Genomic DNA, 26,717 nt, shown 5'->3' on the forward strand with positions numbered 1-26,717 from the left:
CCTATTCTCTATTTAACCATACACCATATTGTAAAAATTACCTTTCAATTCTTCACATTTTTGTAGTCATTTATAGATTTTCATCCGTCTTATCGGAGTATCTTTCAACCAAAATGAATGCCAGCAAAGAGATTAAAATATAGTTTAATATTTAAAGTTATTTTTAATATTAACTTGACATTAACATGCTAATGGCTAAAATGCTCTCACGTGATCTGGATCACATTTTAATTTGGAGTTACCGATGAACAGCATCAAAGAATTTATCAGCAGTGTGCAAGAAGTTGTTGAATTACTCTCTAAACGTTTTATGTAAGCAAGTTAATCATTTTGTAGTCAATCAAACCTTTTAGTTACCTAATCATTAGCGTTAATTGCATTTATTTTGCACAACGACCTTGCAATCAAGGTCGTTTTTTTTTATTCAAAAACATTTTCAATAATTTCAGCTACAACCGCTGTCCCTATCGCAACTAGAATAAGATCCTGACCACTTACTTTCCATTCATAGCCAACATAAACAGGTAATTGCGCTAAAAATGGTGAAGGTAACGCTTTTTTTGCAATACCTGGAGGAAGCGGTTTTCCCCTACTCACTTGCTTTGCAATACCTGGCGGCAAGCCTTGGTATCCCGTAAAACCATACTCAATGGCCAAAGGCCTTACATGACCAAAACTCACATTAAAACTCACACTCGAACCCCGTTGTTTATCGTAATACTTGTTCGATTTGGTATGTTTTAGCTGTTGATTACTATTTTCTTTATTTGATTTATCTTTGTTCTGATTTCCTTTATTTCCATGAATTTTTTGATTTCCTTTACCATTCTCTTGACCTTGATTGCCATTAGGAGATGAATTTGCGAATAATGGCGTACAAGCAATAACAGGCAATAAGATATACTGCAAAAGAACTGAACAAAGCGGCTTTTTAAATATGTTCATAATAAATTCCTGCAAAGTGAATATAATATTAGGAATATTTTGAAGAACATTATGCTTAGTTATAGAGACTCACAATCAGAAAATACTTATCACACGTAATGTTATGTAAATGTTACTTAACCCATCAAATTAACGAACGTCCTCCTTTATAATAACCTTTATTATCATCAGTATTGCATTCATATACTAAGCAATACTTAGAACTAACAATAAGAATTAGGACGGAGTTTAATATTGTTCACCATGAATTTTCATTACTAATATGATAAGGTCGTTTGACTATCTAATATTTTTATAAGTAATCGTTCCTAACCCCTAAAGAAGGAGAAACCATGCAGCAGCAACTGCTAGACTGGGTACGTCAGTTCAACCAAGATTACGCTAACCTTGCCTCTTTACTGATGGTACTCGGTTTAATTCTGATCGTCGCCTGCGTATTACATTTAATTCTACATAAAATATTACTTCCACAACTCGAAAAACGCGGGCAAAAAAGTGCAGGAACTTGGGTTCATTTAATCACTCAACATAATCTTTTTAATCGCTTTGCTTTTGTTATTCAAGGTGTTGTTGTCAATATCCAAGCAACGCTATGGTTGCATTCAGGTTCGACTGCACAAGCCGTTCTAAAGGTCGGTTCACAGGCATGGTGCCTATTATTTGGCTTACTCACCCTCTATTCTGTTCTTGATATTATACTCGGTGTGCTCCAGCGTGCCGCCAAAACTGCGCATTTACCGCTTAGAGGAATATTCCAAAGCCTTAAGCTGATTGCTACAATTTTAATTGGCATCATGATAATTGCGCTATTAATTGGTAAATCCCCACTAATTATTCTTAGCGGCCTTGGCGCAATGACCGCCGTTATGATGTTAGTGTTTAAAGATCCCATTATGGGCTTAGTTGCAGGAATTCAACTTTCAGCCAATAACATGGTTAATATTGGTGATTGGTTAGAAATGCCTAAATATGGCGCTGATGGCGCTGTTGTAGATATTGGTTTAACCACAGTAAAAGTGCGTAACTGGGATAACACAGTTACAACCATTCCTACTTATGCCCTTATTTCTGATTCCTTCAAAAACTGGAAAGGAATGACTGAATCAGGTGGCCGCAGAATTAAGCGTAGTGTCCGCTTAGATGCCAGCAGTGTACATTTTTTAACATCTGAAGAAGTAGAACAATGCATTAAAGCAAATTTACTTGAGCCCTATATCGAACAGAAAATATCGGAGATTCAAGTTTTTAATTCTAGTCTACCTGATGATAAAGCGGTTCCTTTAAATCAACGCCGTTTGACGAATATAGGGACTTTCCGAGCTTATATTGAAGCTTATTTAAAATCACATCCTAATATTCACAAAAATATGACGATCATGGTCAGGCAGCTAGAGTCTGACTCAAATGGTATCCCAATCGAAATATATGCATTTACCAATACAACCGTATGGGTGGAATATGAAAGAATACAGTCAGACATTTTTGATCATATCTTTTCAATCCTTCCGCAATTTAATCTGATGGTACATCAATCACCTACCGGAAATGATGTTAGAATGATAGGCAATTCCCCAGAAAAATAATTAATACTAAGTAATTAGTTAAATTTTCTTATTCATCTACATCTAAAGTGGTATTTAAAAGGAGGGTATATCCCTCTTTTTCCTTACTTCTCGACCCATCGTTATATAAAAATTAATATTTCGATAGTTAATGAAAATCAAACTAATTTATGTTCTGATTAATGAAAAACCCTTATAAATTAAATAAATACATTCATCTTATCAGGGATAACATTGATGTAAGTCATGTAACTCAACAGAAACTTTTTTTAACATATAAAACAAGAAAGTAATGTTGTTATTTACATATAGGCAATGTCAATGCATAAAAATAAAATAAATACTCAATTTGGAGAACTGAGCAGGAGGGAGTTTATACAAACCTCTGCAACCGTTGCGGGTGTCGCTGCTGTTGCTGGCTCAATCACTCTTCCTTTTGCTGCTCAAGCAAAAACACCAGCAATCATGCCTGACGAAGTCAGTGAAAAAATTAGCTATAGCGCATGCTTAGTAAACTGTGGTAGCCGTTGTCCATTAAAAGTTCATGTGAAAGATGGTGTTATCAGCCGTATTTCCAATGAAACGATGTATGACGACTCAACATTAGGTGAACACCAAATCCGTCCATGTTTACGTGGTCGTTCAGTGCGTTGGAAAACCTACAACCCAGACCGTTTAAAATACCCAATGGTTCGCGTTGGTAAACGTGGTGAAGGTAAATTTAAAAAGATTTCATGGGATGAGGCGACAACCATTATCGCCGAAAAACTGAAGTATACTATTGATAAATATGGAAGTGATGCCATTTATTACCAATATGGCTCAGGTTCAACAGGCGCAAACTTACACGGCCGTGCCGCTTGTAAACGTTTATTAAGCTTAACCGGTGGTTTCTTGGGTGATTATGGCACATATTCATATGCTCAATTAATGGAAATAACACCTTACGTATATGGTAGCGTAGAAGAATCCTATTTATCTGAAATCCAAAATTCTGACTTAGTCGTTATGTTTGGCCACAACCTTGCTGAAACACGTATGTCTGGTGGCGGTCAATTTTACGAAACTCTCAATGCGTTAGATAAAAGCAAAGCAAAAGTTATTATCATTGACCCGCGTCGCACCGATAGCGTCACAACCCTTGGTGCAGAATGGATCCCAATTTATCCAGGCACTGATGCGGCATTAGTTGCGGCTCTCGGCTACGTCATGATCGAAGAACAGCTGACTGATGAAGAATTTCTGAAAAATTATTGTGTCGGCTGGGATGAATCGACCTTACCTGCTTCTGCACCGCGCAATGCATCATATAAAGATTATATTTTAGGTAATGGCCCGGATGGTATCGCTAAAACACCTGAGTGGGCGAGCAAATTAACCGGTATCTCAGTCGCACGTATTAAGCAACTTGCACGTGAAATCGGCAATGCAAATAGAGCATGGATCTCACAAGGCTGGGGCTTACAACGCACAGAAAATGGCGAGCAAGCTTGTCGCTCCATTATGATGTTACCTCTGATGTCCGGCAATATTGGTCGTGCTGGAACAAATACTGGGCTGTGGGGAAATAGCTATGCTTACCCTGTTGCGGGTTTTGCTTTACCTAACCCAGTAAAAGCCTTGATTCCGACTTATATGTGGTCAGAAGCGATTGTTCGCGGGAAAGAATTAACCGCAGAAAATGGTGGTATTAAAGGTGTTGATAAACTAAACAACGACATCAAGTTTATGTGGTGTTACTCCAGTAATGTCATTGGTAACCAACATGGCGATTTAAATAAAACGCATGAAATACTTGCGGATGAATCAAAATGTGAATTTATTTTAGTGTGGGATAACCATGATACCCCATCCGCAAAATATGCAGATTTATTATTACCGGATGTCACAACGGTTGAAACTAACGATTTAATCAATAATTCCTATGCAAGTGGTGCGTATCACTATTTAGTTCGCCTACAAAATGCGATTGAGCCACTGTGGGAAAACCGCCCTAACTATGATGTTTTAGCCGAAATTGCTGAAAAAATGGGTGTAAAAGAGCAATTTACCGAAGGCCGTACCTACGCTGAATGGATTGAGTTCTGTTATAACAAAACACGTGAAAAAATGCCGCATTTACCTGAGTTCAGTGAAACCGACGGTGCGGGTATTATCGATCGTAAGTTCCTGAACAGCTCAGAAAATATTGCATTGAAGAAATTTCGTGATGACCCAATCAATAACCCATTAAAAACGCCGTCAGGTAAAGTGGAAATCTATTCAGAACAACTGGCTGAGCGTGTTAAAAATTGGGAGTTACCAGAAGGCCAGCGTATTCCTGCCATTCCTGAGTATTGCTTCAATAAAGAAGGTGTTGAAGCCCAAGCAAGCCAACAAAAGCATCCGCTATTAATGACGGGCTTTCATGATAAAGGCCATGTGCATTCATCATATTACAATGTTGCTATGCTCCGTGAAGCCATTCCACATCAATTTTGGCTCAACCCAATCGATGCTCAGCAACGCGGCTTGAACAATGGTGATATAGCTGAAATATTTAATGATCGTGGTCGTATTCAAATTAAAGTGAAAGTAACAGAGCGTGTATTACCTGGTGTTATCGCCGTTCCACAAGGTGCATGGCGTACTCTCAATAATGATGGGCTAGATGTCGGTGGTTGTATCAATACACTGACCTCGCATGTCCCTTCGCCATTGGCTAAAGGTACCCCACAACATACTAACCTTGTTGAAGTTAAACGCGCTTAAGGAGTTGAATGATGAAACAATATGGCTTTTACTTTGACTCCACAAAATGCACTGGCTGTAAAACGTGTCAAGTCAGTTGTAAGGATGAAAAAGATTTAGATTTAGGTCCAAAATTCCGTCGTGTCTACGAATTTGGAGGCGGTAGTTGGCAAAAGCAAGATGGCATTTGGCAACAAAACGTCTTTAATTACTATCTTTCTATTTCATGTAACCATTGCTCAAACCCGACTTGTGTCGCGGGTTGCCCTACCGGTGCAATGCATAAACGTGAAGAAGATGGTTTAGTCGTGGTTGACCAATCTATTTGTGTTGGTTGTCGTTATTGTGAGTTGCGCTGCCCGTATGGCGCACCACAATTTGATGAGAAGAAAAAACTGATGAGTAAATGCGACGGCTGTTATGAGCGTGTCGCAAAAGGAATGAAACCTGTTTGTGTTGAATCTTGCCCGCAGCGTGCTTTAGATTTTGATGATATTAATGTTCTTCGTGAATTACACGGCACAGAGTGTGGTATTGCGCCAATGCCAGACCCAAGCCTGACGAACCCAAATATTGTTATCAAACCACATAAAGACGCGAAGCCATTTGGCGATAAAAGTGGCGAATTAAAGAACCCTGCGGAGGTATAAGATGCATGAATTACCACTCGTTTTTTTCACCGTCTTAGGACAGTCAGCTGCTGGGCTTTTCTTACTCGCTTATATCAGCCGTAGAATGGGTTCTATTGACGATAAACAGTTAAAAACTGCCAATATCGTGGCCTTTATTATTATGATAATAGGTTTAGGTATCGGTGGGTTACACGTTGGCCAACCACTACGCTTCTTTAATATGCTATTGGGTGTAGGCCGTTCGCCAATGAGTAATGAAGCGTTCTTAAGTGGCGTATTTGTTGGATGCGCTGCTGCAACGTTATTTTTTACTTTGTTTTTCAAACATACGTTATTACGTGAACTAGCTAATATTGCCGCGGTAGTGTCAGGACTTGCATTTGTTTGGTCAATACCTCAGGTATACAACATCGCCACTATTGCTAACTGGAACACCGGTTACACCACGCTACAAATGTGGATGACAATGTTAGTCGGAGGCGGTGCACTCGCCATTGCAATCGGTGCTCGTGGCCTAGGTATTGCTTCATTCTTAATGGGTACTTTCGCTATTTTTGCTAGCCGTGCTGGTTACCAAGCTTTCTTAACCGAAACTGGTCCAGCTCTTAGCAACGAACAAACTGGCTTCTGGGGCTTCCAAGTCGTTGTCTTAGCCATTGCTTTAGCTGCATTCGTTGGTATGGCGTTAAAGCACCGCGCGCCAAAAGCGACATTAGCGACTTGTGCTGCCGCAGTATTATTAGCTGAACTTGCTGGCCGTATCGCATTCTATAATCTGTGGCAAATCACCATGTAACCCTTTGTTGTTGCTGTGTTAAGATGACCTATCAAAGAACTCCTTTTGGGGTTCTTTGTTTAGAAACCCAACACCACCCTGCATCAATATAACTGCAGGAAATTAGATAATGATGTCATGCTTAGCACAAAATAAGACGGATAAAATAATATGATTGACACTACAATGATCCGCATCCTTGGTGCGTTTTTCTACTACCCTCCGCAATCGGATACTTTACGCAACGTCTACCCTGTCTTGGGTGAAATACCACAATTACATTCTTGGGAAAACCCTGAGCACATTCAGGCTATTTGTACTTTGTTGTCAAAAATACAACCTGATGATATTGCGTATGATTATTCAATTTTATTCGAAGGACAAGGCAGTATGCCTGCTCCGCCATGGGGCTCAGTGTATTTAGAACATGATAATACGGTTATGGGTGAGTCAACATCGGCTTATCGCCATTTCTTGCAAACGAAAGGCTTAGTCACTGATACAGGGCTACGGGAACCAGAAGACCAATTTGGCTTAATGATGATGGCCGTTTCTGCTTTAGCGGAACAAAAGGACGACAGCGCCATTATTACTTTATTTGAACAATATTTATTGCCTTGGGCATACCGCTATTTAGAGTTAGTGCAGCAAAGCAAAACAGAGACTGCTTTTTACCCTACCCTTGCACAACTCACTGAAATTTATCTTAAATCACTTCAATTGGAATTAGCGTTATCTCCAGTCAATACTGAATTATTCCGCTAAATAAAAGACTAAACCAAATGAGTTTATTAAACAAAATATGGGCTCATTTGGTTTCAACCTAAAAAGAAGAGTTTGGCTCTTGTAAAAATGCAATTTCTTCTTGTGTCGATGGACGGCCTAAAATTTCATTACGGTGCGGATAGCGGCCAAATTTATCAATAATCGCTTTATGTCGCATTTCAAAATCTAATGTGCCGTCGTCACCCAGCATGCGAAATAGCTCAACTGCCTGTAAATGAATAAAACTCGATTCAGAGTGCATAAATGGCATTAGAACAAACTTGCGCTGTGATAATGTCAGGAGATTATAATCATGTTGCTTAATCGCCTCTTGTGCTAATGCTAAAGCCATTGTGTCTTGAGCAAAAGACCTTGGCGTATCACGCCATAAATTACGTGAAAACTGGTCTAGAACAATAATTTCTGCTAAGCGTCCACGAATAGATCCCCGCCAATAAGCTAATTCTCCCTTAGCTGCACGTTCGCAAATATGCGCAAACCGTTGTGCTATCGTCAAATCAAATTTAGCGCTTTTTTCAAACCATTGTTTTGGTGTCGATTCCTCAAACCAAAATGAAAGCACTTCTTCCATGGCATTCATGATTTATTCCTATCTATTTTCTTATTAGTGGTTGTCATAATCCTAGTTAAAAATAGCCTTAATTGACAGGCTTGAGCTCTAATATCGGTTAATTGCAGATAATTATTTTGTTTTTTGCGATCTAACACCAAAAAAATACTCATTATCGACAAGGTAATTTTAACAATATTCCGCGTTATTTATTATTAAATCATTTATTTTCTATTTATAATAATTCACAACTTTTTAATTTATAAAGATTTGCTTTTTAGTGTGCATGAGAGAATTCATCATGCCTAAATACATACATTTGGTTAACTCAATGTTAGAATTTAACCTATAATGCGTATGTGAATTAGATAGTTACTTACAGTCATTACTTTCAGCGGTTCATATTGGTTCTTATTAAGGAAGGCAATGTAAATGGCAGGACATATGGTACTCATTGGTTGGGCATTATGGGTTAGCCCTTGTGGCACAGATTCATGTGATGCGTTACCAGTGACTGAAACTATTTTTACACAAGAACAATGTATTAGCCGAAAAAACTACCTAGAATCCAAGCGACCGAACCTCTATTTTCTCTGTGGTGAGGTTTATCGCGATAGCAATGAGATGACCGCTGAAGAGAAACATGCCATACCCGCACCGCATCTCCCTCTCAGAACATTGCCAGAACGGCTTTCCCGTTAGTTTGAGCTAACACCTTTAGCTCAAACTAAACAGGCTCCAAATTAAATAATTTCAGCTATCGGGCTCTCTGCTTCAACAAAATCCCCTTTAATAGCTCCGTGTTTCAATGTTCCGGCTCGGTGTGCAACAATTTGCACTTCCATTTTCATTGCTTCCATTACACCGATTACATCCCCTTTTGAAACATTATTTCCCTGAGGGATCAGCCAATTAAATAATATCCCAGAGATGGGGGCATTGACCGCATCAGGATTGTGAACCTTCTGAGGCGCAGAATGGGCTGCTACGGAGTTATTACCTGAAAAACGAGAAAACAATTGAGTGGGTAAACCTAACTCGCAACGCTTTCCATCGATTTCAATGAAAGTCCGTGTTATCTCAGGATCCGATAATGGAATTTGCCGTTTTGCCAGTGGAATTTCCACATTAAATTCCGTCTCTATCCAACGCGTATGTACACTAAAATTATCACAAAAATCAGCTTGTTCTATTACTGCACGGTGGAATGGTAAAACTGATGCAACGCCTTCAATAGTAAATTCAGCCAATGCACGGCGTGCACGCGAAATAGCTTGCTCTCGAGTACGACCCACCACAATTAATTTCGCCATTAACGAATCAAAAGTGCCCGGTATTGTTGTTCCAGCCATTACACCACTGTCAACACGCACTCCTGGCCCCGATGGTGCATCAAAAACGGTAATAGTGCCGGGGGTCGGTAAAAACCCGTTTCCAGCATCTTCAGCATTAATACGAAATTCAAAAGCATGCCCTCGTGGGATCGGCATCTCCTTAATACTTAAAGGTAAGCCTTCTGCAATTCGTAACTGCTCAATTACTAAGTCAATACCTGCGGTTTCCTCTGTGACTGGGTGCTCAACTTGTAAGCGCGTGTTCACTTCTAGAAATGACAGTGTTCCATCTTGGCTTAACAAAAATTCAACGGTTCCTGCTCCAACATAACCTGCTTTACGGCAAATATCGGTAGAGGCTTGAATAATTTGTTGTTGTTGGCTTTCGGATAAAAAAGGCGCTGGCGACTCTTCGACCAGTTTTTGATTACGACGCTGCAATGAACAGTCACGGGTTCCCACTACCAGCACATTGCCATGCGTATCCGCAATAACTTGTGCTTCAATGTGCCGAGGGTTGTGTAAGAATTGTTCAATAAAGCATTCACCACGGCCAAATGCCGCGGTCGCTTCACGTACAGCCGAATGATAAAGTTCTTCAACTTCATGGAGTTTCCAAGCGACTTTTAACCCTCTACCTCCACCACCAAACGCAGCCTTAATGGCAATAGGTAAACCATGTTGATGGGCAAATTCGAGGACTTCCTGTGCGCTATTCACCGGGTCTTTTGTGCCAACCACTAGCGGTGCGCCGACCTGCATTGCAATATGACGAGCCTGAACCTTATCTCCTAATATATCAATACTGTTTGCGCTAGGCCCAATCCAGATTAACCCGGCGGCTTCAACTGCACGTGCAAACTCAGCCCGTTCAGATAAAAAACCATATCCTGGATGCACCATCGTCGAACCCGATTGCTGAGCGAGACTAATCAGCTTTTCAATATTCAAATAGCTCTCTGTGGGGGAATTTCCTCCAAGCCCGTAGGCTTCATCCGCCATTTTGACGTGGAGTGCATCAATATCGCTATCCGCATAAACGGCAACAGACTGAAAACCGTAATCACGACATGCACGGATAATACGAACTGCGATTTCGCCTCGATTTGCAATCAATACTTTATGGTTTTTGTTATTATTCATGTTCATAAGCACAATGGCTCCCTTGCAATGCTTTAAATTCACCGAGTGGATTAAAACGTATTTTGGCATTCACCGGGATTTGCCCTGCTAAATCCAAATGGTATTCACATACCGCGCCAATAACGGGATAACCGCCAGTTAAAGGGTGGTCGTTGAGAAACAAAACGGGCTGGCCATTTGCTGGCACTTGAATTGCCCCAATGCAAGTCCCTTCACTCGGTAGCTCCTGTAATTGTTCACGCTCTAACGGTTTTTCACTCAATAAGCGCAGGCCTATACGGTTTGATGACGCAGTGACTTGCCATAATTGATTCGTTAGTTGCTCAACGGCTTGTTTTGTAAACCAATCCGTTCGAGGTCCCAATACCACATCCAAAACCACTACGTCGCTTTCAGCGGGATAATCAAAAGCAGGTGTTTCAAACAATGAAACAGCTAATGGAGACGAATGAGTGTTAACCGTTAATGTTTGACCTGCTGCAATTGGGGCTGGACCAACTTGCGCTAATGTATCAAACGAGCAACTTGATAAAATAGGTTCTATATTAAAACCACCCCGCACAGCAAAATAGCTACGTACACCTTTGTTTGGGCGGCTTAATTTAATAGTATCGCCTTTTACTAAATGAATTGGTTGATATATATTTACTTGATATTGTTCGTGTTCTGCCGTGATAACGTCAATAACACAAGGCGCGCCAGTCACGGCAATAATGAGATCTTTGTGCGCTTGAGCCTTAAACCCACCTTGTGTTATCTCTAAAACAGCGGTGTCTGATTCATTTCCCACAATACGGTTTGCACTACGCAATGCCGATTTATCCATACTGCCTGATTCTGAAATACCTAATGCCGATTGGCCAATACGCCCTAAATCTTGAAATAAAACCTGTAACCCCGTCGCTAAAACAGTTAAATCCGCAGTGGCACTCTCAGATTTAGTTTCAATTTCTACTTTAGTTGGCAAGCTATAGCTAATCTGGCTTTTCGCTGCATCGACAAAGTTGACCCGCGTTCCTGCCTGAACTAACGCAGGTTCTGGTCGATTGATATCCCACATTAATAGCTCTGTCACACCAATCAACTGCCATCCGCCAGGGCTAGCTTGTGGATAGACACTGCTAAACTCTCCCGCTAATGCAACAGAACCCGCAGGAATACGCACCCTTGGTGATTGACGCCTTGGAACATTCAAATTAGCGCCTTTCGAAACCATGTAACCAAAACCTGGGGCAAAACCGCTAAATGCAACCTGAAATTCATTTTCTGTATGACGACGTATAACTTCAGCGGTGGATATACCTAAATGCAATGCAACATCGGATAAATCCTCCCCATTATAATGAACAGGGATAGTGACCAATTTGCTGGCCTTACCGACGATCCTTGACACATCCCTAAACGAAATCTTTTCAACCAAATCATTTACATCAATCTTGATCGGGTTATAGCGAATTAAAATCGTCCTTGCTGCTGGCGTAATTTCGTCAATCCCATAAATTGGCATTTCTGTTAAGGAATCAGTCAATGCCATTGTTTGTTCAAGACTTTCTAACTCCACCATAAAGGCACTTAAATTGACGGGTAAAAATCTCAATTGGCACCTCTATATATGATATGCGGCATCGGGTACATCCGTAATAAACATGTAACCAGGTGCATGGCTTAATGCGAAAGGAATCCCTGATTTCATCACTGCAGCTTGGGGCGTTACGCCACAAGCCCAAAAAACGGGAATTTCATCCTCTTCGATGCGAACCGCATCACCGAAGTCAGGTTGCATAATGTCAACAATACCTAATTGTTCTGGTGCACCAATATGAACAGGCGTGCCATGCACTGCAGGAAACCTGCCAGTAATACTCACGGCATCCGCAACTCGATTTGCGGGTATTGGTCGCATTGAAACTACTAGCTCCCCCTGTAAACGCCCTGCTGGGCGACAAAAGCGATTGGTTTTATACATCGGAACATTGGATTTATCGGTGATATGCCGTACATCAATACCGGCTTCAATCATTGGTGTTTCGAAAGTAAAACTGCAACCAATTAAAAAAGTCACTAAATCAGGATGTTGCTGATAAATCGCTGTCGCATCCGTAATTTCAGTGGTTAACTGACCATTTTCCCACACACGGTAACGTGGAATATCAGTACGTAAATCAGCACCTTCAGCCAAAACAGTTTGCCAACTCCCTGCTTCGCATACATCCAAAACAGGGCAGCTCTTTGGATTACGCTGAGCATATAATAAAAAGTCAAATGCCCAATCACGTGGCAATGCAATCATATTGGCTTGAGTCATACCCGGTGCAAGGCCTGCGGTTGGTTTGTCATACCCCTCGCGGATAGCAAGACGTGCAAGACGAGCGGCTTCAATGGCCTGCAGTGATGCCTTCATTAGCTGTGTCATTCGCGGTCTCCTTTATGAGCAAAACCATAAATTTCAATACCTTGTTTCTCTAGTATGCTACGCACCTGTTTTGCCATTTCAAGAGCGCCAGGGCTATCGCCATGAACACAAATTGACCCCGCGTCAACAGGTGTAAATTTTCCATCAATTGACATCACACCGCCCTCCATGACTAGTTGTAACATGCGGTCTGCGACTATCTGTGGGTCATGTAATACAGAGCCGGCTAATTTTCGAGATACTAATGTGCCATCGCTGTTATAAGCTCGATCAGCAAAAGCTTCTGCGACGACATTTAAACCACACTCTCTCGCCCACTCAATTAATGGAGATCCCGCTAATGCGACTAATATCAGCTGCTTATCAATGGCTAATATCGCATCAATCACCGCCATTGCTTGGCGTTGGTCATAGGCAATCGTGTTATACAGTGCGCCATGGGGTTTAACATATAAAACTTGTGTCCCTGCTGCGGTTGCTAACCCTTGTAATGCACCAATTTGATAAATCACGTCCGCTGTTAATTCATTTGATGCAATATCCATATTACGTCGACCAAATCCCACTAAGTCGGGATATCCAACATGAGCACCAACAGCGACACCATTTTCCTTGGCTGCTTTAAGGGTTTTTAATATCCCTTCTGGCGAGCCCGCATGAAAACCGCAGGCAATATTGGCACTACTAACAACAGGAAGAATGGCGGTATCGTTCCCCATTTCCCATTGCCCAAAACTCTCCCCAAGGTCGCTATTTAAATCAATTTGCTTTCTCATGGCTTCTCCTTGAGTTATTTCAGATAATTAAAGATTGCACCGACAGACATTGCGCCCATATACCAAGTGAGTGCACACGTCACAACACCAGACCATAATAGCCAACGTGGATAATGGTAACCTGACATTAAATCTGAGCGTTTCCAGCCGATATAAACAAATAAAGTTAAACCAATAGGTAAAATTAGCCCATTGAAACCACCGGCAAAAACCAATAATGCCGCAGGGGCTGTTCCCATAAATAAATAGACAATCAGAGAAACTGCAATGAATATGATAGTTGCGACATTACGTTGCCTTTCTGTGATAGAAGACTTAAATGCCGTTAAGAAGCTCATTGAGGTATACGCCGCACCAATCACACTGGTGAGTGCTGCAGCCCATAGAATTAAACCGAAGATACGTAAACCAAAATTACCCGCAGCTGCCTGAAATGCTTGCGATGCCGGGTTAGCTGCATGTCCAGAAATATCAATAGTCACACCACTTGCCACTACACCTAAGATAGCCAAAAATAAAATGTAACGCATCAAGCCAACAACTAAGATACCTTTTGTCGCAGCGCTAGAAACAACTTTAATGTTTTCAATACCTACTGCACCTTTATCCAATAAACGATGAGCGCCTGCATAACAGATATACCCCCCAACAGTGCCCCCAACAATGGTGGTTATCATGGCAAAATCAACCGTGTCAGGTAGTACGCTTTGGCGTAACGCCTCACCAACAGGTGGATTTGATGCAATAGCGACAAATAACGTTAAGCCAATCATCACTACACCTAATCCAATAATTAACCTATCAATAAATGTGCTGGCCTTACGGGAGGAAAAAATATAAATGGCTAATAGTGCGCTAATCAAACCACCCCATTTCGGGTCTAAGCCAGCTAAGGCATTAAGCCCTAACCCTGCGCCTGCAATATTGCCAATATTAAAGATTAACCCGCCAAAAATAACTAATATAGCGAGTAAATAACCACTCCCAGGAATTGTAGCATTTGCAATTTCGGATGAGTGCATTTTAGTCAGGGTAACAACCCGCCATATGTTCTGCTGAACAATGAAGTCAATCACAATAGACGCTAATATCCCGAAGGCAAAAGCGGCTCCTAATGTCACGGTAAAAGTAGCCGTTTGTGTGATAAACCCAGGCCCGATGGCAGAGGTTGCCATTAAAAAAATTGCGCTTATCAGTGATGAACGGCGGCTTTTCACATATTCAGCCGTAGTTGGTGCACTTTCTTGAGCGGCCATGTGCATACTCCTCTAATAGTTATTGTTTTAATTATTGATGTAGTTGTTGATGTCACAATCACTAAGGCAATTATCGTGCCATTGTTCTACTTGTTATCTATATTGTTAATTCATCTTTAATGGATTGTTGAACAATTAGTATTAAATGATGAATAAATAATCAATAAAAATCGTAATTGCTCGTTTAAAAATCAAGACGAGATCACTTTTTTAACAATTTTCACTGCACAAGCATATTGCTTATCGACTAGCTCGCACCAAGTTGGTGCGATAAATTTATAATTTCACTATTTTTGTGCAAATATATGAAATGGGATGAGTAAAAAAGAAAGGAAACTTGCTGCTATAACTTGAATATGTGAATATAACGAATTATTACCCTTGAGACTAAAGTTAGCCTTTATTATGAAAAAACAACCTGTTGCACAAACTTTATCTGTCACTATTGCAGAAGTGATACGTTATAAGATAACCGTTGGGGAGATCACGCCGGGTCAGCGCTTATCTGAAACAACATTAAGTGAAGAACTCGATATCTCTCGAAACACATTGCGAGAAGTATTTCGCGTACTTACGCAGGAGGGTTTATTAACTTATGCCCCAAATAAGGGTGTATTTGTCTCAGTTCCTGATATGGCCGCCATTATCGATATCTACCAAGTTCGCCGACTTATTGAGTGTGATGCATTAACTCATGCATATGCCTTGCATCCATCTGTTCATAAAATGAAAGAGGCTGTTCAAGAAGCTCATGAGCATGAAAAGATAGAGAATTGGGTAGGTGTAGGTACTGCAAATATGAAATTTCATACTGCCATTGTCGAGTTATCCGACAGCGAACGTTTAATTAAATTATACCGTAATGTGTCCGCTGAATTACGACTGGCCTTTGGTCACCTCAATGACCCCAAAATTTTGTATGCTCCCTATATTGATAAAAACCACTCTATTCTTAACTTATTAGATTCTGGCCAAAATTTAGATGCGGCTAATATGTTGCGTAATTACTTAGACCTTTCTGAACGCACATTACTCGCTGCACTTAAACGGAAACAATCTGCTCTTTGAGTTATTTGAAGTTTGATTTGTCTATTATTTAATTCCTCTATTCCTTACTAATCTCATTACATAAATTTTAGTGAGAAGTCATTTATAGTAATGACTTTTATATTTTAATAATACCTCATTATTTAGCCATAATTTTATTAGATTAAATTCAATTTTTGTTAACCAATTAAATAGAATGATTTAAACATAAAATCACATTCAGAAACCTTTCCAATAAAAATAAAACTTTTAGTGGCTATTTTTTACTCTATTTAGTTTTATCGGCGAAAAACAAGCACCACAAAAAACCATTTCATTAACAATTTTAAAACATTTACTCCATTTGCTTTAAATATTAATTTACCTTCAAAATTCACCAAAAATTCATACATATACATAACATTTAACATAAAGAGTTATTATCACTTCATAATTTAACAAAATAAACATATTGATATAAATTACACATTGGAATTACTCAAATTTATCGAGTTAATAGTTGTAGTTTTCTCGAATATTCGATATAAAATTTATGATAATAAAAAGACATACATAAGAATTACTAATATAAAATGAGATTTCATTATGACATTAAACCAAGTGACTAAAAAAAAACCGTTTAAATTTGGCCTAGGATGGCAAATATTGGTTGCTCTTATTTTGGGCGTTATTGCTGGTGCGCTTTTACATGATAATACAGAGTACAAAGATTGGTTGATTTTAAATATTCTATCCCCGGCTGGTAAAATATTTATTCAGTTAATCAAAATGATTGTTGTTCCTATTGTAATATCAACCCTAATTGTTGGAATAGCAGGAGTTGGTAATACCAAGCAACTAGGTTCTCTCGGTTTTAAAACTATCCTTTATTTTGAAATTATTACTACCATTGCCATTATCGTCGGTATCTCTTTTGCCAACATATTCCAACCAGGTGTTGGTATTGACATGTCGCAATTAACTCAAGTCGATATTTCACAATATGAAAAAACCACCCAAGAAGTTGAAAGTCATCCTTCTGGGATCATTAATACGATCCTCACTTTAGTTCCAAGTAATATTTTCGCAGCGATGGCGAGTGGTGATATGCTACCCGTCATCTTTTTTGCTGTATTATTTGGCTTAGGGCTTTCTTCTTTACCTGCTGAAAAAAAACAACCATTGCTCAATGTATTACAAACTTTCTCTGAAACAATGTTCCGTGTAACAAACATGATTATGATGTATGCTCCAATCGGGGTTTTCGCATTAATATCCGTTACCGTTGCTAACTTTGGTTTCTCATCATTAGTTCCTTTATTGAAACTGGTTATACTCGTCCACTGCGCAATTATATTTTTTGCGGTTGTTATATTAGGATTAGTTGCTCGTTATTGCCGAATAAATATTTTCACTTTAATGAAAATATTAAAAGATGAGTTATTACTCGCTTATTCGACAGCCAGTTCTGAAACCGTACTTCCTCGTATTATGGATAAAATGGAAAAATACGGGGCGCCTAAGTCTGTAACAAGCTTTGTTATTCCAATTGGTTATTCATTTAACTTAGATGGCTCGACACTATACCAAAGTATTGCCGCTATTTTTATAGCCCAACTTTATGGTATCGAACTCTCCATTGGGCAAGAACTTATCTTAGTATTTACCCTTATGATCACATCTAAAGGTATTGCTGGTGTCCCAGGTGTTTCATTTGTTGTTCTTCTTGCCACGCTAGGAAGTGTAGGTATTCCATTAGAAGGGTTAGCCTTCATCGCAGGTGTTGACAGAATTCTAGATATGGCACGTACGGCACTTAATGTGGTAGGTAATGCCCTAGCCGCTCTAGTTATTGCCAAATGGGAACATAACTATGACGATAAAAAAGCTCGAGAATATGAAAAAAGCTTTTAGTTTATTCTAAAGTAACTCTATAATAGAATTGCCTTCGATTGATATCGTTATTGAAGGTGGTTCTATTTTTCTCAGTAAATATCCAATTGTTTTGTTATTTTTAGCTTTTATTTATTTAGTTATTTTTACTTATTAGGTGTAATTTACTTCACGTTTTTTTATTATTTCTGATAAAAATTGGTATTTTATAATTAGCGTTACTACACTGAAAAAGACTTTTAATTAGCTGCACTTTTTGTTAGCCAAAGCAGGAAACAATGAATCAAATAAGAAGATTTCTTTTGTTTTTAAAAGTACTCCAACACCTAATGGTAATTTTTATATTTTCATTATCATATTTTATGCTACACAGCTGGTTCTAACGAAAAACCCCTTACTAAACAATACAATAATTTATGATTAAAACGAGATAAAACATTCATTTATCTCGTTTTATATTATGAATCTAAAAGAACTATAATACAAAAGAGTTATCAGTAGAAAGCTAACTAATTCCTTTTAATTACGATTGCCTTTACTGCTATAGATAAATATAAGGCTAACTATAAAGTGACACTTCCCCTTCCGGCCTAGTTTTAAACCGTCGGTGAGCCCAAAGATATTGTTCTGGCGCTTTCATAATTTCCGTCTCTAAAACCGCGTTAATTACTGTTGCATCCTGTAATGCATTACAACTTGGGTACCCAGATATTTCTTTTCCCAGTATCAAATCATAATTAACACCGTTCTTATTTCTCAATAATGTTACTGTGAGTGTCGGTGATTTAGATAATTGAGCAAGTATTGATGTTCCCTTTGAAGTGGAACTATTTTTGACAGAAAAAAATGGCGCAAATATCGTCCCTTTTCGTCCAAAATCTTGGTCGGGTGCGAACCATATGGACTTACCATTTTTTAACTCTTGAACCATAAATTTCAAATTTTTACGGTCAATCATTCCTTTACCAGAACGACACCGTCCCTTTGTTTGAATATACTCCATCGCTTTATTATTATGCGGCCGATACATTGCATTAACAGGGAAACAAAGGCCCATAATCCGGCCACCTAACTCAAGTGACATAAAATGAACCCCAACAATTATCACACCTTTGTTTTTCGCTATCGCATCTAAATAATTAGACATTCCTTTTACTTGAAAGAGCTTTTTAACTCTTTTATCACTCCAAAACCAGGCAATTCCAGTCTCAAATAAAGCGATCCCCAAAGATTTTAGGTTATCATTTACCAGAATATCTATTTCATTTTTATTTTTGTCCGGAAAACATAACTCTAAATTTCGTTTAATTATTGATACTCTTCTTTTAATAAAATACCGTGAATTGATACCTAAAAAAGCACCTAACGATATCTGCCATTTATAAGGTAATTGAACCAATAAAAATAAGATAAAAACCCCCATCCATGTGACTAAGTACTTCGGATGGACCAATTTCAGTGAAAATGGGTTTTTGGCGTACATTATATCTCCCAATACTTCGCCTTTGCAGAATGCACGCTATTTTAGACAATATTTAGTCTTTTAAATTCAACATGATTACTACAACAAAATGGGTTTTCACCCACAACTAGCTGAATATCCTTAAAATTCACCTTCTACTTAAGTAGATAACGGCCGGATAACCTTTTCAAAACTATTAAGCAATATTTGATTTTTAGTATGCTAATTAACCAGAAGTTCTGTCGGGTTTCTTTTTCCTCTTCAGAACGATACGCCGGTTAAACTAAAAACGTAATCACTTAAACAGTAATGAACTGACAAAATTATCACATATATGGGTTAATTAATCTCATTATTAATATGCATTTTTGTCATTTTACGGATTATTTTGCTTATATTTGTCAATTTAGTCGCTATTCTTAGCAACTTCATGCCACCAACCATAGACTACTATGGGAAAAATAAGCATCAGTAAATTAGCCTAAGATTGTAGTCACTTATAGAGTGGGTAGCTCCTCCTATCATAGGAATGCCACAAGCACCTCTCACCATTCTCCTCACCAATTCTGCCGTTAACCCGAATATCCATCTGAGATTTTAATCTCATCTCAGCCATATCTACTTTCTCATTGTTTTAAAATCATTTGAGTGGTGATGTTCTCAATGTGTTTATTAACAACTAGAAGGGGTAAAATGACATGAATTATAAGCAAGAAAAAACCCGCTACATCTATGAAATGTAACGGGTTCTTATTTGGTGCCGGCTACCGGAGTCGAACTGGTGACCTACTGATTACAAGTCAGTTGCTCTACCAACTGAGCTAAGCCGGCGAATATGGCGGAGAGATAGAGATTCGAACTCTAGGATGGTTTCCCATCGGCGGTTTTCAAGACCGCTGCCTTCGACCGCTCGGCCATCTCTCCATGGGGCGCGATTATGGAGGAATCCCTGCAACTTGTCTACCCCTGAAAGTAAAAAAATTGATTTTTTTACTTCGTTTGGCTAATCTTCACTCAATCTCTCTCTCTTTCCCAAGAAAAATGGTAATATCTGTGCAAAATCGGTGTCTATCCTTTCTCTAGGCGTATGATTTTTAATCTAATAATATTTTAGCCGACGGGACGACTTGCTACAATTATGTACAAACAATCATTATTAAAGCCAAACACTCTTTTCCGTATTTTCGCAGCATTTATTCTGTTGCTGATAGTGATGCTTTTTTTATCACTATTTAACTACTATCAAGCATTGGTTCAAAGCCGTCAGACAAGTTTGAACAGTATGGCGAGTCGATTAGCCTATCAAATCGAAGATTATCGTTATCAAGCAAGCCATATCTATAAAATTGCCAATGACAAAGCATCGGTTCCTCCTACCGATAATCTCGCAGTAACAGGAATGCGCCATGATATTTTTTGGCTTAGTAGCGCCAACCAATCCATCGATGCCATTGTATTTGGTAATAATAAGCAAACTAGTAATGTTTTAGCTTCTAAACTTGCAAATTATATGGAGATTGTCTGGGGAGCTCGTAATGAATATAACTCCATGTATTATCTCAATGGTTTAGACAATACACTAGTCTTAGTGACCACCCATTCAATTCTTAAACCTGAGCTACGATTTAAAGAAAGTTACCTCACCTTGACGGCAGAAGAAAAGCGCGCTGATATGTTGACACAATCAACATTGTTAGATCGACGGGAAATAATTTCAAATATTCAAAAATACTCCCCTGATAACCTTTATTACTATACTTATCGGCTGATGTTTAATTCCCCAGGGCAGTTAACGAGCGTGATATCCTTTGATATCTCGATCAATTCACTGATCCCCCCCAATTTAAATGGGGATTTTTTTACCATTAATACACGCCCTGCAAGCACAGGAAGCTATGAGTCTCATACAACTTGGGTTGGAACTAACCTCATTTTCTCCCACCCTATTGACGGTACCAGTTATCAACTTTATTACCATGTTTCATTAAAAAGCATTATTTTTAATGTCATTAGCTATAACTTATGGCTAATGACTGGCATGCTTATCATGATCTTCTTTGCTTTGCTGATTATGCTCTTTATCCGTAAACGCCTGATTTCTCCCAATACAAATATGCTGCAAGAACTGAATTTTAATGAAGCACTGACTAGCGATATTATCAGCCATATTTCGTACGGTATTTTAGTTTACGACTTTAACACTAACAAAAAAATTCTGAGCAATGACATTACTAATCAATTATTACCTTCCATGGATCTGGTTCACATTAAAGAAATGGCGATGGAAAACCATGATGTTATTCAAGTTTCTATCGAAAATATTGTCTATGAAGTTGTTCTTGTCAATAACATATCAAAACCCAATACTGTTCTTTTCATTATTATAGATAAAGATAAAGAAGCATTAACCCAAAAACGCCAAGAATTAGCGAATCGCGAATACAAAAAAAATATTCATATGCGTAAAGTTGTATTTGAGAATATGTGTAGTGAAATATTACCTTCACTCATTAAAGTAGATGATAAACTAACCAGATTATCCGAAATTTCCAATATAAATAATCGCGCATTTATTTTAGAAATTGAAAATCAGCTTTTTCATATTAATCGTTGGTTTAAAAATATTAACTTATTAAATCAACTTGAGTCCCAAGCTGACCCCGTAAAAACAGAGCACGTCTCTATCAGTAACCTTGTAAGCCAATTTTTAAAGCAAAACTTATCGCAGTGTAATAACAAAGGGTTAGCGCTTTATTTTCATAATAATCTCAACCCAGATTCACTTATCGTGGCTAATCTGGATTATTTAAAGCAATTAATACAGCTAATTTGGGATTATTCTATTGCAACAACCTCTTTTGGAAAAATTTCATTCACGTTATCTTATGATGCCAGTAAAAATGTCATCTTACTGAGTATTAAAGACAGTGGAACTGGCGTAAGCAATCAAGAACTGAGTAATTTGCAAAGCCCTTTTACTGGACAGATTTTAAACTCCTCTAACTTTACTCGTTCCGGTATAACATTTTATTTATGCAAGTTACTGGTAAAAAAAATGAATGGCGCTTTTTCTATTCGCTCTAGTGATGCAATCGGTACGCATTATGAAATTACACTTCCTGCTGCTAAAGAGCTACTCGTCAAGAATTACCCTGCTTTATTGGAAGATATTTGTATACGCTTAAATATACATAATGCCGATATCTCACGGATTGTTAGGAATATATTAACTAATTATGGAGCAGAATATTTGGACTTAAGTGAGAGTTCCCCTCACACCAACTGGGACCTCTTGATAACTGATAATAATGAGGAATATTTTGAAAATATTGTTAAAGTAAATGGTACTCTTTCAGGAATAAACCAATTACAACCTCATTACATCGAAGCTAACTATAATTTTGCTGATGAATTAATTGATGCCATCTCATTACTGATCGAAAACACGGATCATGAACATGAGCATTCTAATAATTTGATTTCTCACAATGTTGATGCTCAAACGGTTTCACGAACCTCGAATGAGTCAATAGAAGATGCAATTGCAAGTTATCAATTAATACTAGCAAATAGTGGATATCGAGATTTGTTTATCACAACAGTACCGATAGATATTAATAAACTGTATAATAGTGAAAGTGTTGAGGATTTGACCGAATTAAAAAACACTGCACATCGTTTAAAAGGAGTTTTTGCTATGCTCGAATTTACTTTTCTTCATAAGCTTTGTGAAGATTTGGAGCGTTTCATAGCAGATGAAAACGGATTGGAAATAAAAAATTGCATTAGCATGCTGGATAATTCAGTCAAAAAACTAATGCCAGAAGGTAACCAATAATATGAATAACCTAAATGTCATTGTTGCCGATGATCACCCTATCGTTCTTTTCGGCATCAGAAAATCACTTGAACAAATTGAATGGGTGAATATCGTAGGGGAATTTGAGGACTCAACCTCTTTGATTAATAACTTAGCACGCTTAAATGCAGACGTGCTAGTTACTGATTTATCAATGCCAGGTGATAAATATGGCGATGGTATTACTTTAATCAAATACATCAAACGGCATTATCCTGATCTATCAATCATTGTTCTCACAATGAACAATAACCCAGCCATTCTTAGCGCAATATTAGAGCTGGATATCGAAGGCATTGTGTTAAAACAAGGCGCTCCAGCTGATTTACCTAAAGCTTTAGCAGCTTTACAGAAAGGCAAAAAATTCACACCAGAAAGTGTGAGTAAGCTACTGGAAAAAGTCAATGCAAGCGGCTACGGCGATAAACGCTTATCACCAAAAGAAAGTGAAGTACTACGTTTATTTGCTGAAGGCTTTTTAGTCACTGAAATTGCGAAAAAACTTAACCGTAGCATAAAAACGATCAGTAGCCAGAAAAAATCAGCCATGCTGAAATTAGGCGTTGAAAATGATATTGCGCTACTAAATTACCTTTCTTCTGTGAGTATTGATAACTCGCCTTCAGAGTGAGCTTCACTTCAACGATAAGACTACACAAATAAAAACCCAGTTATGGGTTTTTATTTTTGCATTCATCTTTAAGTATATTTAACAATAGCGCGTTAAGGTCTCACGTAAAATTGCAATTGTTGTTGGTTTTGATAAACAATCATTCATTCCTGCATTAATACAACGTTGCTTTTCTTCTGCCATTGCATTAGCAGTTAATGCGATCACCGGTAAATTAGACTCTAAGCGCCGCAGTTCTTTTGCCAGCTGATAGCCATCCATATTTGGCATATTTACATCTGTTAAAACAATATCAACATGATGATTATTTAGGTATTTTAGTGCATCTACCCCATCTATTGCCGTTCCTGTAGTAAAACCGATAGACGCTAATTGTTCACTTAATAATGCTCGGTTAATTGGGTGGTCATCGACAATTAACACATGGTATTCGCCTAACGAATCATCAGCAATCAATGGTTGATTTACCATATTATTTTTCTGCGATTGCTCAATCGTTTTCATGATGGCTTTATCAATTAAAACAGGTAATTTATCTAATTGATATGTGTTACAAATCCATTGGTTAGGTTTTATTTCGTAGAGCTCACCGGCATAAAAACTCGATAACTGGACATGATCTTCACAGATTATACCTTCTGTATACTCATAATCGGTTATTAATAAATTATAATTTTGTGTTTTATCAATTGAGCTATGGCCGACAACCGTAAATTGCTCATGGCTTAACAAACGTAAAAGAAAGTTCATTAAAAATTCATTTCGACACGAAATAGCAATACGATAATGTGCGCGGTATTCTGGAATGTTTTTCTTAATATATTCTTGACCGTATAAAGGAATACGAATAGTAAATGAGCTACCAAGTCCAATTTGGGAACTGACTTCAATGTCACCATCCATGAGGTTAATCAGTTTTTCACAAATCGCTAATCCTAACCCTGTTCCTTTATGACCGATATTATTTTGGTCATGAACTTGAAAAAATGGGTCAAACAACTGCATGACCACGGCATGGGTCATTCCAATTCCTGAATCACGTATTTCAATCTTTAAATAATTCTCATCTTTCCAGACATACAGCAATACAAAACCTGATTCTGTAAATTTAATACTGTTATTAACAATATTAGAAACCACTTGTTGTAAACGCACAGAATCGTTCAAAATGAGATCAGGAATGTTAGGTTCAATATAAGAATATAATGATATTTTTTTCTTAGATACTAATGGCAAGTAGTTCGCTAATACAAATGCAAAAACCTCTCGACAATTAAACAGTTTACTTTCTATTTTCAATTGCTTAGATTCAATTTTTGAAAAGTCCAAAATATCACTAATAATTTGTAATAAAAGCGACGATGAATTATCCATCGTGGAAACTAAGCGTGTCGCTTTCTCAGATAACTCATAACGTTGTAGCAATTCTATATTACCAATAATGCCATATAGCGGCGTTCTTAATTCATGGCTAACTGTCGCTAAGAACATCGACTTAGCATGGTTCGCTTGTTCCGCTGCATCGGCTACATCTTGCAATGATTTTTCCATTTGAACACGAATACTGATGTCTACTAATACACAAATAGCGACATCTTCATTTTGATATCGCGAATTCACAAAGCTAATTTGTAAGTGTGTTCCGTTGGTTGTCACCACATCAATATAATTGCTCGTTTTTTGGCGAATGATGGTTAATATTCGCTGCTTATCATCATCATTTAATAACCGAAAATAGTCATGAGCTAATTCATTACTGAGAATATTGCCTCCATCAGTTAACCTTAAAATGATAATGCCGACAGGTGCTGATGCCACTATTTTGTGATTGAATTGTTCATGCTCTTCAAGCCGTATCGCAGTGTTCTCTGCGGGTTCTAACATTTTCCTTTCAAGCAACCAAATTAAAAAGAAAATTAGCCCTCCCGTAAAAATGTTAAGGACGATGCCATAAAAAATAGTATTTTCTAAGCTAGCTAATATTTCAGACGTCGCAATTGAGAAAATGACCGTAATTTGAGAAGGTGATAAGCGCTTTTTAAAGATTAATTTTGAATAATCGGAGTTAAAACCAAAAAATGAAGGTTCTGAAATATTGAGTAATGCTGAGCTCTTAGGGTTGATATCGATAGGAGAATATAAAACAGGCTGGTTATAATCGTTAATTATGAGTATTTCGACAGCTTTATTTCGGCGTATATTGAACTGATTCAAGTTAATTGAACGTTCTAACCCAATAAACGCAGGCAGCATGTTATCGTGCTTGATTGCCTGAATTAAGTAAACTTGTCCATAATCTGGCTGTGCGCCATGCATAATTGTAAATAAATTACGCTCTTTTCCTTGTAACCTCAAGCCTTGGTAAGTCCGCACACTTTCATAGCTGACTTTTTTGAGTATTTCGATATCAGATATTGTTGAGCGGATCGGGTAATCCACCATACAATAACTTCTTGAACCAACTAAAAAGACATGGTTTAAAGCTTGAGGTGCAGCAATACTCTCTTTCCAAAAATAATTCAGTTGTTCAAAAGCTTGTAAGTAATTCTCTGCTCTATCCCTAAAATAATCACAATCCGTATTCGGCGTTAATTTATAAAAAGAGTAATTAGATGCATTCGGTAATTCGAGAAATTTACTTGGAAGATTCTTTACGTCTGTTGATTCTTGCAGCTTTACTCGATATAGCTCAGTCATTGACTGGATAGAATTAAGTGTCGCTCCCGTTTGTTGGATATAAGCTTGCAGGTTTTCGTAGCCTGAATAGAACTGTTGACGAATATCTGATTTGTATTCATTAAATTGCGAATAAAGGAAAAATAAAGTGATAAAAACGCCCATGCCCCACAACATCAAGCCGAGGATACGAAATAAATCCCGAGAAAGTCTAAGTGATGTTTTAAACGAGGGTAAATATCTCAAGCGCTTTCCTGTATATTCGATA

The 26,717-nt window shown here is 38.1% G+C and carries 19 protein-coding genes and 2 tRNA genes; 10 read left to right on the forward strand and 11 right to left on the reverse strand.

The annotated features are described in order from the left end of the window. Positions 1–420: 420 nt before the first annotated feature. On the reverse strand, positions 421–945 hold the full coding sequence (locus PSF28_RS13225; RefSeq protein ID WP_210840319.1) for an anti-virulence regulator CigR family protein: 525 nt from the start codon (positions 943–945) through the stop codon (positions 421–423). 332 nt (positions 946–1,277) lie between these two features. On the opposite strand from PSF28_RS13225, the gene PSF28_RS13230 reads away from it, so the two are divergent. From PSF28_RS13230 to PSF28_RS13250, 5 genes are all read left to right on the forward strand, one after another. Then, the gene (locus PSF28_RS13230; RefSeq protein WP_272664659.1) at positions 1,278–2,528 is read left to right on the forward strand and encodes a mechanosensitive ion channel family protein; all 1,251 of its coding nucleotides are present in this window, start codon (positions 1,278–1,280) and stop codon (positions 2,526–2,528) included. A gap of 300 nt (positions 2,529–2,828) precedes the next feature. After that, a complete protein-coding gene (locus PSF28_RS13235; protein WP_272685180.1) occupies positions 2,829–5,258 on the forward strand; it encodes a DMSO/selenate family reductase complex A subunit in 2,430 nt (809 codons plus the stop codon). Between the two features lie 11 nt (positions 5,259–5,269). Then, complete coding sequence (locus PSF28_RS13240; protein WP_110731999.1) at positions 5,270–5,887, forward strand: DMSO/selenate family reductase complex B subunit; 618 nt, start codon at positions 5,270–5,272, stop codon at positions 5,885–5,887. 1 nt (position 5,888) lies between these two features. Beyond that, positions 5,889–6,665: a dimethyl sulfoxide reductase anchor subunit family protein gene (locus PSF28_RS13245; protein WP_210839766.1), complete on the forward strand. Its 777-nt coding sequence runs from the start codon at positions 5,889–5,891 to the stop codon at positions 6,663–6,665. Between the two features lie 150 nt (positions 6,666–6,815). Then, entirely contained in the window at positions 6,816–7,409 is a 594-nt protein-coding gene (locus PSF28_RS13250; RefSeq protein WP_272664657.1) for a TorD/DmsD family molecular chaperone, read from the forward strand. Positions 7,410–7,467: 58 nt separating this feature from the next. Here the strand turns inward: PSF28_RS13250 and PSF28_RS13255 are convergent, their stop codons facing one another. After that, complete coding sequence (locus PSF28_RS13255; RefSeq protein ID WP_210839770.1) at positions 7,468–8,010, reverse strand: DUF924 family protein; 543 nt, start codon at positions 8,008–8,010, stop codon at positions 7,468–7,470. A 402-nt stretch (positions 8,011–8,412) separates the two neighbouring features. On the opposite strand from PSF28_RS13255, the gene PSF28_RS13260 reads away from it, so the two are divergent. Next, entirely contained in the window at positions 8,413–8,682 is a 270-nt protein-coding gene (locus PSF28_RS13260; RefSeq protein WP_210839778.1) for a hypothetical protein, read from the forward strand. Positions 8,683–8,723: 41 nt separating this feature from the next. Here PSF28_RS13260 and PSF28_RS13265 read toward each other — a convergent pair whose 3' ends face one another. From PSF28_RS13265 to PSF28_RS13285, 5 genes are read right to left on the reverse strand one after another with little or no spacing between them, the layout of a single operon-like run. Then, positions 8,724–10,463: an acetyl/propionyl/methylcrotonyl-CoA carboxylase subunit alpha gene (locus tag PSF28_RS13265; RefSeq protein WP_272685181.1), complete on the reverse strand. Its 1,740-nt coding sequence runs from the start codon at positions 10,461–10,463 to the stop codon at positions 8,724–8,726. After that, positions 10,450–12,054 (reverse strand): 5-oxoprolinase/urea amidolyase family protein, encoded by a 1,605-nt coding sequence (locus PSF28_RS13270; protein ID WP_210839782.1) that lies wholly within the window; start codon positions 12,052–12,054, stop codon positions 10,450–10,452. Before PSF28_RS13270 ends, PSF28_RS13265 begins: the two co-directional genes overlap by 14 nt. A 9-nt stretch (positions 12,055–12,063) precedes the next feature. After that, positions 12,064–12,870, reverse strand: coding sequence for a putative hydro-lyase (locus PSF28_RS13275; RefSeq protein ID WP_272685182.1), 807 nt, complete (start codon positions 12,868–12,870; stop codon positions 12,064–12,066). Further along, the gene (locus tag PSF28_RS13280) at positions 12,867–13,646 is read right to left on the reverse strand and encodes a LamB/YcsF family protein (protein ID WP_272685183.1); all 780 of its coding nucleotides are present in this window, start codon (positions 13,644–13,646) and stop codon (positions 12,867–12,869) included. The genes PSF28_RS13275 and PSF28_RS13280 overlap by 4 nt, the downstream gene beginning before the upstream one ends. 14 nt (positions 13,647–13,660) lie before the next feature. Further along, positions 13,661–14,902 (reverse strand): NRAMP family divalent metal transporter, encoded by a 1,242-nt coding sequence (locus tag PSF28_RS13285; protein ID WP_272685184.1) that lies wholly within the window; start codon positions 14,900–14,902, stop codon positions 13,661–13,663. 405 nt (positions 14,903–15,307) lie between these two features. Here PSF28_RS13285 and PSF28_RS13290 point away from each other — a divergent pair, with 405 nt between their 5' ends. Both PSF28_RS13290 and gltP read left to right on the forward strand, forming a co-directional pair. Continuing rightward, on the forward strand, positions 15,308–15,970 hold the full coding sequence (locus PSF28_RS13290) for a GntR family transcriptional regulator (protein ID WP_210839788.1): 663 nt from the start codon (positions 15,308–15,310) through the stop codon (positions 15,968–15,970). Positions 15,971–16,534: 564 nt separating this feature from the next. Beyond that, positions 16,535–17,842, forward strand: a complete 1,308-nt coding sequence (gene gltP / locus PSF28_RS13295) for a glutamate/aspartate:proton symporter GltP (protein ID WP_210840513.1) — start codon at positions 16,535–16,537, stop codon at positions 17,840–17,842. A gap of 538 nt (positions 17,843–18,380) precedes the next feature. On the opposite strand, the gene lpxL is transcribed toward gltP, so the two are convergent. The 3 genes from lpxL to PSF28_RS13310 all read right to left on the reverse strand — a co-directional run bounded on the left by lpxL (position 18,381) and on the right by PSF28_RS13310 (position 20,207). Beyond that, positions 18,381–19,304 (reverse strand): LpxL/LpxP family Kdo(2)-lipid IV(A) lauroyl/palmitoleoyl acyltransferase, encoded by a 924-nt coding sequence (gene lpxL, locus PSF28_RS13300; protein ID WP_272685185.1) that lies wholly within the window; start codon positions 19,302–19,304, stop codon positions 18,381–18,383. Positions 19,305–20,038: 734 nt separating this feature from the next. Beyond that, a tRNA-Thr gene (locus PSF28_RS13305) sits at positions 20,039–20,114 on the reverse strand. A 5-nt stretch (positions 20,115–20,119) separates the two neighbouring features. Then, a tRNA-Ser gene (locus PSF28_RS13310) sits at positions 20,120–20,207 on the reverse strand. A 214-nt stretch (positions 20,208–20,421) separates the two neighbouring features. Here PSF28_RS13310 and rcsD point away from each other — a divergent pair. Beyond that, a complete protein-coding gene (gene rcsD / locus PSF28_RS13315) occupies positions 20,422–23,121 on the forward strand; it encodes a phosphotransferase RcsD (RefSeq protein WP_272685186.1) in 2,700 nt (899 codons plus the stop codon). A gap of 1 nt (position 23,122) precedes the next feature. Next, positions 23,123–23,773 (forward strand): response regulator transcription factor RcsB, encoded by a 651-nt coding sequence (gene rcsB, locus PSF28_RS13320; protein ID WP_004259923.1) that lies wholly within the window; start codon positions 23,123–23,125, stop codon positions 23,771–23,773. 78 nt (positions 23,774–23,851) lie between these two features. Here the strand turns inward: rcsB and rcsC are convergent, their stop codons facing one another. Beyond that, entirely contained in the window at positions 23,852–26,638 is a 2,787-nt protein-coding gene (gene rcsC / locus PSF28_RS13325) for a two-component system sensor histidine kinase RcsC (RefSeq protein ID WP_371031989.1), read from the reverse strand. Positions 26,639–26,717 lie beyond the last annotated feature (79 nt).

The sequence above is a fragment of the Providencia sp. PROV130 genome (assembly GCF_028482225.1).
In the GTDB taxonomy this organism is placed as follows: domain Bacteria; phylum Pseudomonadota; class Gammaproteobacteria; order Enterobacterales; family Enterobacteriaceae; genus Providencia; species Providencia rettgeri.